We start from the raw sequence: 5,941 nt of genomic DNA, 5'->3' as shown, positions 1-5,941 counted from the left end.
TCAACGCCATCGGGCAACTCGGGCCGATGAGCCCGATTGAACTCATCAGCGTCACCGGCCGCCCGCCGCTGCTCCAGGTGCCGCCTGATCGCCTCAGGACTGCCCGGCTCAAGCTCCCCATCGGTCCCCTCGCCCCCATGCGCGCCATCAGCGCCCTCATGGCCAGGCCCACCAGCCCCATCAGCGGACCGATCAGCCTCAGCCTTGTGACCGGCCTCAGCATCGGCCCCCTGATGGCCGGCATCGGCCTGGCTGTCGTGATGGCCACCGGAGCCGTCACGCTCATGGGCACCATCGCCGCCATCCCGGGCTCTGTCAGCCTCAGCCCCGTGGCCAGCGTCGGCATCGGCCCCGTCATGGGTCCGATCAGCCTCAGCCCGGCCGTCGTGATGACCACCGGAGCCGTCACGCTCATGAGCTCCATCGGCCCTCTCAGCCTCGGCCTTGTGACCGGCCTCAGCATCGGCCCCCTGATGGCCCGCCTCGGCCTGGCTGTCGTGATGGCTACCGGAGCCGTCACGCTCATGAGCACCATCGCCGCCATCCCGGGCACCACCGGCATCACCACTGCGGCCGGCATCGGCCCCGCCATGGGCCAGCTCAGTCTCAGCCCCGTGAGCGGCGTCGGCGCCATCCCGACCGCCCGGGCCCTCGTGAGCGCCGTCGACCTCACCCCGGGCGCCCGCACCAGCGCCGCCCGAGCCAGCCCCATCGCCCCCACGAGACGACCCGGCGCCATCACCGGCGCCCCCACCGGGGGAGCCCTCAGCGGCGCGCGAGACCCCCGGCGAATCCGCCGCCGACTCCAGGCGCGTCCCACCCCGCGCGACATCGAGGTTCTCCCCCTTCAGCACGTCCCGGCCCACCTCGGGCGCACCCATGCCGGACCCGCCGGCCGAGCCGCCACCAGGGACATCCGCATCCACGCGCGGCGTATCAATCCCAGAGCCCACATCGGCACCGGTCCACCTGCCGATCACATCATTGAGATCGAAGTCCAGCTTCAGTGCCGCCTTAGCCTTGCCCACCACGAAGCCGGTCGGAACCTCGACCAGCTTCCCAAGCCCAGCGCCCACGGGATCCAGGAACGTCAGCACGCGATCGGCCGTCACCGCGACCTGCCCAGCGCGCGCCAGCTTCGAGCCCGAGGCCCCGAGCTTGCCGGCCTTGCTCGCCCCAGCCCCCGCGCCGACGATAAAGGTCGCAAGGTTGAAGGCGGCGCCCCCCGCCGCGCGCGCCGGGTCATCACCCCACTGATCCGCGCAGACAAGCCCCTTCACGGCCCCGCCCCAAGAGTCCCGGGCCGTGCTCCAGGCAGCGTCGAAGCCATGCCAGCCATAACCGCCATTCTCATCCTCGGAGAGCCCGACAAGACTCCCAAGGCCCTTCCAGGTGTTCGAAGCCGTCTCCCCGGACCAGCTCCACCCATCCTGAGCGCTGTAGTCAACACCCACCAGATTGCCCAGACCGCGCAGCGTGCCGCCCAGGCCCTCGCACACCACGCCATCCCACACGAATCGTTTCACCTGCACCCCGGCGGCCTTGGGGCAGTCATCCTTGCGTCCCACCGGTGATCCCCACGGCAGACCCTCCGTCCCAGCGGGAATCTCGCTGTAGCCGTAACCGAGTGGGTCGTTGTCACTGGTGGGGTCCGTGTGGAAGGCCTCAAGGCCGTCCAAGGCACGAATCGTGTTCGCACACTCCACTTCAGCGACCCACAGATCCGCCCGGATCTTGTTGGCCCGTTCAATCAGCGCATTGTTCTCGTTAACCTTGTCCTGATCGTGATCCCACTTGTCATCCCCCGCGATCTTCGCCTTGAAAGCGATCCCATCGGCCTGGAGAGCCCGAGCCCGGGCCTTGATGCCTGACACGGTGGAGGCGAAGGTGGTCAGCGCTCCGGCCAGGGATTCCAGATCCCTGGCGAGATCGTCCGAGTTGTTCTTCACCGGATCCATCGCGGCGTACAGGGTCTCCTGCTCCGGGGCCGAGTAGCAGCCGGAAAGTCCGGACCATGTGGTCTGGATCGTCTGCCCTGCGGCGCGCAGGTCTCCCGCTTTCGTCTTCATCGTGGACGCGGCGGTCTCCACTGATGCGATATCGAAGGACAGGCAGGGGATTTTGGTCTCGTCGAAGGGGGTCTGTGCCATGGGATTTTCTCGCAGACATTCAGGGTCCCGCCGGAGCGAGGTGCTCGGCCGGGCCGGATATAAGAGTGGGTCGTGTCGTTGAGCCGCTGAGGCGGCGGAGGTCTCCGGCTAGGCGCTCAGGCGGTACCCGCTGCCGAGCGCTGGTACTCCAACGCGCCCGATTCATCCTGGTTGACATAAGAGGTGACAGCACTCACCGTTCCTTTGGCCGCTGCGGAGACGCGCGTGCCCAGTCCCTCCAACTGACTCTTGCGGTTCTCGAAGAACGTTCCAATCGCGGAGGCCACCAGTGGCGCATCGCCACTGCTTGATAGCGGGGACGGCTGGGTGCATGACGTGATCGCGGTATTCCCTTGGGTGCCGATATCCTTCAGGGCGGTGGCGAGATCCCCCTCGACCGTCGTCTGGACTGACTTGATGATCGAGGAGACCAATGCCGGATTGATGTCCCATGAGCTCATCTCAGACATCCTCTCGCTCATCGCGCGCCAGCGGCGCGCTCCCTCGTCCCGCCCCAGTGGGCACTACCCGCATATCTCGCCGTCCTCTCAGTGTCCTCAGAGCCCCACGGCCCTCGCAGGCCTTGCCGACCATGTTGCTCGCGCTGGAACCGCCGCCCTCGTTGATCAGGGAGATCAGGGAGGGGCGCGCCCCGGCGCATGCACGGGCCCTATCATCGCGTGTCACAGGGAGGTCACGTCAACCAGGCTCGCCCAGAAGAGTTGTCCGCGCCACCGGGGGTTCGTCACCACTAGCATGGTGAACGCGCGCACCGTCCCTGAATCACGCCTTCGGGGCGCCCACACCACGACCCGTGCCACACCCATGGCACTGCCAGCGAGGAGCATCCATGGCCGTCCGCGCCGCCCACCACTACTACGACGCCCAGAGCGGCGACACCGGTGCCGTCACGTTCCTCGACAGCGCGGTCGTCGGCTTCGACGAGGGCCTGAGCGACTTCCTCAGCGCCGTCCGCCGGACCAGCGGCAGGGTGCCCGTGCTCATTCTGAGCGACTCGGCCCGCATCACCCCCGCCTTCGACCGCCTCACTGAGATGGCTGGCGCCCTATCACTCATCAGGGACGGCGGCGGCTACCGGCTCATGCGAGGCGGCCTATGGGCCCCCCGCGTCGCGGACTTCCTCACCCAGGGCCCCACGAGCGCCCCGTCCATCTCCCCGCGGCACCTCATTCGCCGGCCCCTGGTCGACGTGCTCTACGTCTCCGCCTCGCTCTACCATCCTGCCAAGGCCTCCGCGATGGTGGGCCGGAGCGTCGAGCTCATCGCCGAGGCCTTCGCCCCGGCCGGTGAGGTCAGCTTCTCCTGGGGCCGCTACGAACCCGCTGGCGCTGCCTGGGACCGAGCGGGGATCACCTCGCTCGCCCGCCGGAAGATGCCCGCCATCGACCTCACCATCGCCCTCCACGGCGAGGGATTCACCGCTACCGGGACGATGAGCGTGAACCGGACCCGCCTGGGGATCGAGGAGTACGTGGAGCTAGCCATCGCCGTGCCGGGCAGGGGCGCCTCCGAGCACGAGCCCCGGGCCCTGGCCCTGCTGCGCGCGCTCTCCCAGGAGACCCGGCCGCAGTTCGCCCTCGTCACCCGCACCAAGGGGTTCCCGGATACCTCCCTGCCGACCTCCGCGCGCGTTCCCGCCTCTCCGGTCGCCATCCTCGTCGGCCGGGCGGGGCTCAAACAGCTCGGCGTCAACCCGTCCGCCGTCGCCGAGCATCACGGCGGCACCGTGGAGGGCGTGGGCAAGCGCCTCAACCTCGTCGTGCCTCTCACCGCTGCGGCGCCAGGCGACTGGGCGCCCCTCATCCAGCTCATCAAGACGCTCGATGAGGAGGGCACTACGACGGTCGCCCGCGTGCTCGGGCACTCCGACCAGGCCGAGAGCGCCCCCGGCGGCCCTGAATCCCGGAGAACCAACCCCGCGTCAGGCGCGTAACCGCGTCGCGCCCCGAACCGACTCACCGAGCAGGAGCCGAACGTGCCCAGGATCGCCACGATCATCACCCCGGATGTCCCCGACATCACCCTCATCCTCGGCGTCGCCATGGCGCGGTTCGAGCACGCCACGATCCGTCGTGAGGAGGACGGCAGCGCCGTCATGCTCTTCGACGATGCCGACGCGTTCACACCGGCGCTCCACGTGCCACGCCCCTTCGTCGTCTCCGACCCGCGCGAGGTCCTGCGGCTGCACGACGTCGTTCTGCCGCCGGAATGGCGGCCGGTTATCCTCACCGTGTGCGCAGTGGGCACCGGAGAGCTTTTCGACCCGTACCTGGATATCGTCCAGGATGCCGCCATCATGAGCGGTGGAATCGTCTCGCTCAACGGTCGCCAGATGCCCCCGCCCGAGGACTGGCCGTGGCATCGCGGAGCCGATGGGCGCTGGGAGCCCGACCCGGACCTGCCCGGGGCTAGGCGATAGGACGCCCGGTCATCGTCAGGTAAAGGCCCACCGTCATGAGGCTGGCCACCGGCATGAGTAGGAGCGGGACGATGATCGTGACACCGAGGATCCAGGTGAGTAACCATAGGGTGACGCACAGGGCGGCCACGCCTCCCGCGTCCCGCATGGCGCGCGAGGAGATCCTCAGTGAGGACCACATCCCGCCTCGCCCCTCCATGCACGCCACGGGCGCCGCCTGGAAGAAGAACAGGGCGATGAACACCGGTGCGAGGCCGACGACGAACGCGACGACGTACCCGGGGACGAGAAGGATCGCGAGCAGCGCGGTCCGCACGGGCTGAAGAGGAAGGATCCTCCTCGCCCACCTCGGGTCCCCGGGGCAGGCGGCCCGCAGCGCCGCCCAGTCGCACACCGTGATCGTCAGGGCGATGATGACGAACACGGAGAGGACGCTGACGATAGCGGCGGCGTTACCAGTGAGGACGGCGTTGGCGAGCCGCGGAGCGTTGACCATCACCACCCCGCCGATCAGCGGGATCGCCGCCATCAGCGGATGGCGTGCGAATGTCCTCCACGCCCAGCGCCAGAGCGCGCCGGCCCGCGGCGGGTGGGGCCTGGCCGCTGCCATCGTCGGCGTCCCTGGCGTCGCCATGCCGACAGCTCCGGGCGCTCCCGGCGCGCCCGCGACAACCATCCCGGACCGCATCCACTCCGGCATCGCCGTCGCCTCGCGGGGGAATCGTCGCAGCTCCTCGGCGACGTCGGCGGGTGTCACCGGCGGCTCAAGAGCCGGGGCGCGGTTGTAGTCGACCTCCATGTCCAACCGGTGATCCGGGGCGGCGAGCGTCAGTCGCGCGCAGGTCCACGCGCCACGCGAGGGATCGGCCATCACGGTGCGCAGGCCGACCACCGCCTGGATGACATGGGGTGGAATCTCGTCAGCGTGCCAGGCGCCATCGATGAGAACCGCGGAGTGGGTGCTGAACCGCGGCCCCACAGCGTCGACGCTGAGGCTGAGCTGCGCCGCGCCGGCATCGCGCATGTAACCGGCGAGCAGGCTCTCGACGTCGCTGATCGCCTGGCTCCGCGCGTCAGCGCCGCCGGGGCTCGGATATTCCGTCATTCGCGCTCCGATGATGCCTTCTCCTCTACAAGAGTCATGTCAGGGACGGGGCAACGCTACCCGCCGCTCAGGACCCCGTGCCACCGAGAACCAGGGGCGCCCCACCAGCGACTCGCCCCGCGAGGTCGCGTCGGCGGGTGGAGGTGTTGGCTGGTGATGGTCTCATGCCTGGGCCTCGTCAGCCGTTCGGGCGTGGTGTGGAGCTCGAGCCCAACGCGGTCTACCATGTGGAGGGCAGGGGTGATT

General features: G+C 69.1%; 4 protein-coding genes and 1 pseudogene. 2 read left to right on the top strand and 3 right to left on the bottom strand.

Going from position 1 to position 5,941, the window contains the following annotated elements; translation table 11 throughout:
* Nucleotides 1-2,150: pseudogene (locus GVV75_RS09995) on the bottom strand (hypothetical protein); the annotation flags it as partial.
* 116 nt (nt 2,151-2,266) lie between these two features.
* Complete coding sequence (locus GVV75_RS09990; RefSeq protein WP_159522656.1) at nt 2,267-2,611, bottom strand: DUF6507 family protein; 345 nt, start codon at nt 2,609-2,611, stop codon at nt 2,267-2,269.
* Between the two features lie 389 nt (nt 2,612-3,000).
* Here GVV75_RS09990 and GVV75_RS09985 point away from each other — a divergent pair, with 389 nt between their 5' ends.
* A complete protein-coding gene (locus tag GVV75_RS09985; RefSeq protein ID WP_159522654.1) occupies nt 3,001-4,104 on the top strand; it encodes a DUF6177 family protein in 1,104 nt (367 codons plus the stop codon).
* Between the two features lie 42 nt (nt 4,105-4,146).
* Nucleotides 4,147-4,590 carry a hypothetical protein gene (locus GVV75_RS09980; RefSeq protein ID WP_159522652.1) on the top strand — a complete coding sequence of 148 codons (444 nt, stop codon included), beginning with the start codon at nt 4,147-4,149 and terminating at the stop codon, nt 4,588-4,590.
* On the opposite strand, the gene GVV75_RS09975 is transcribed toward GVV75_RS09980, so the two are convergent.
* Nucleotides 4,580-5,695, bottom strand: coding sequence for a hypothetical protein (locus GVV75_RS09975; protein WP_159522650.1), 1,116 nt, complete (start codon nt 5,693-5,695; stop codon nt 4,580-4,582). The two genes, GVV75_RS09980 and GVV75_RS09975, sit on opposite strands and share 11 nt — an antisense overlap.
* Between the last annotated feature and the right edge of the window lie 246 nt (nt 5,696-5,941).

This window comes from Actinomyces sp. zg328, from assembly GCF_009829635.1.
In the GTDB taxonomy this organism is placed as follows: Bacteria; Actinomycetota; Actinomycetes; order Actinomycetales; family Actinomycetaceae; genus Actinomyces; species Actinomyces marmotae.
Note: the sequence above shows the minus strand (reverse complement) of the source record. Positions and strands in the feature narration are given on the sequence as shown.

Excerpts from the sequence above, each read along its gene's own strand:
- GVV75_RS09990 (WP_159522656.1), bottom strand. The coding sequence starts at position 2,611 with ATGAGCTCATGGGACATCAATCCGGCATTGGTCTCCTCGATCATCAAG.
- GVV75_RS09985 (WP_159522654.1), top strand. The coding sequence starts at position 3,001 with ATGGCCGTCCGCGCCGCCCACCACTACTACGACGCCCAGAGCGGCGAC.
- GVV75_RS09975 (WP_159522650.1), bottom strand. The coding sequence starts at position 5,695 with ATGACGGAATATCCGAGCCCCGGCGGCGCTGACGCGCGGAGCCAGGCG.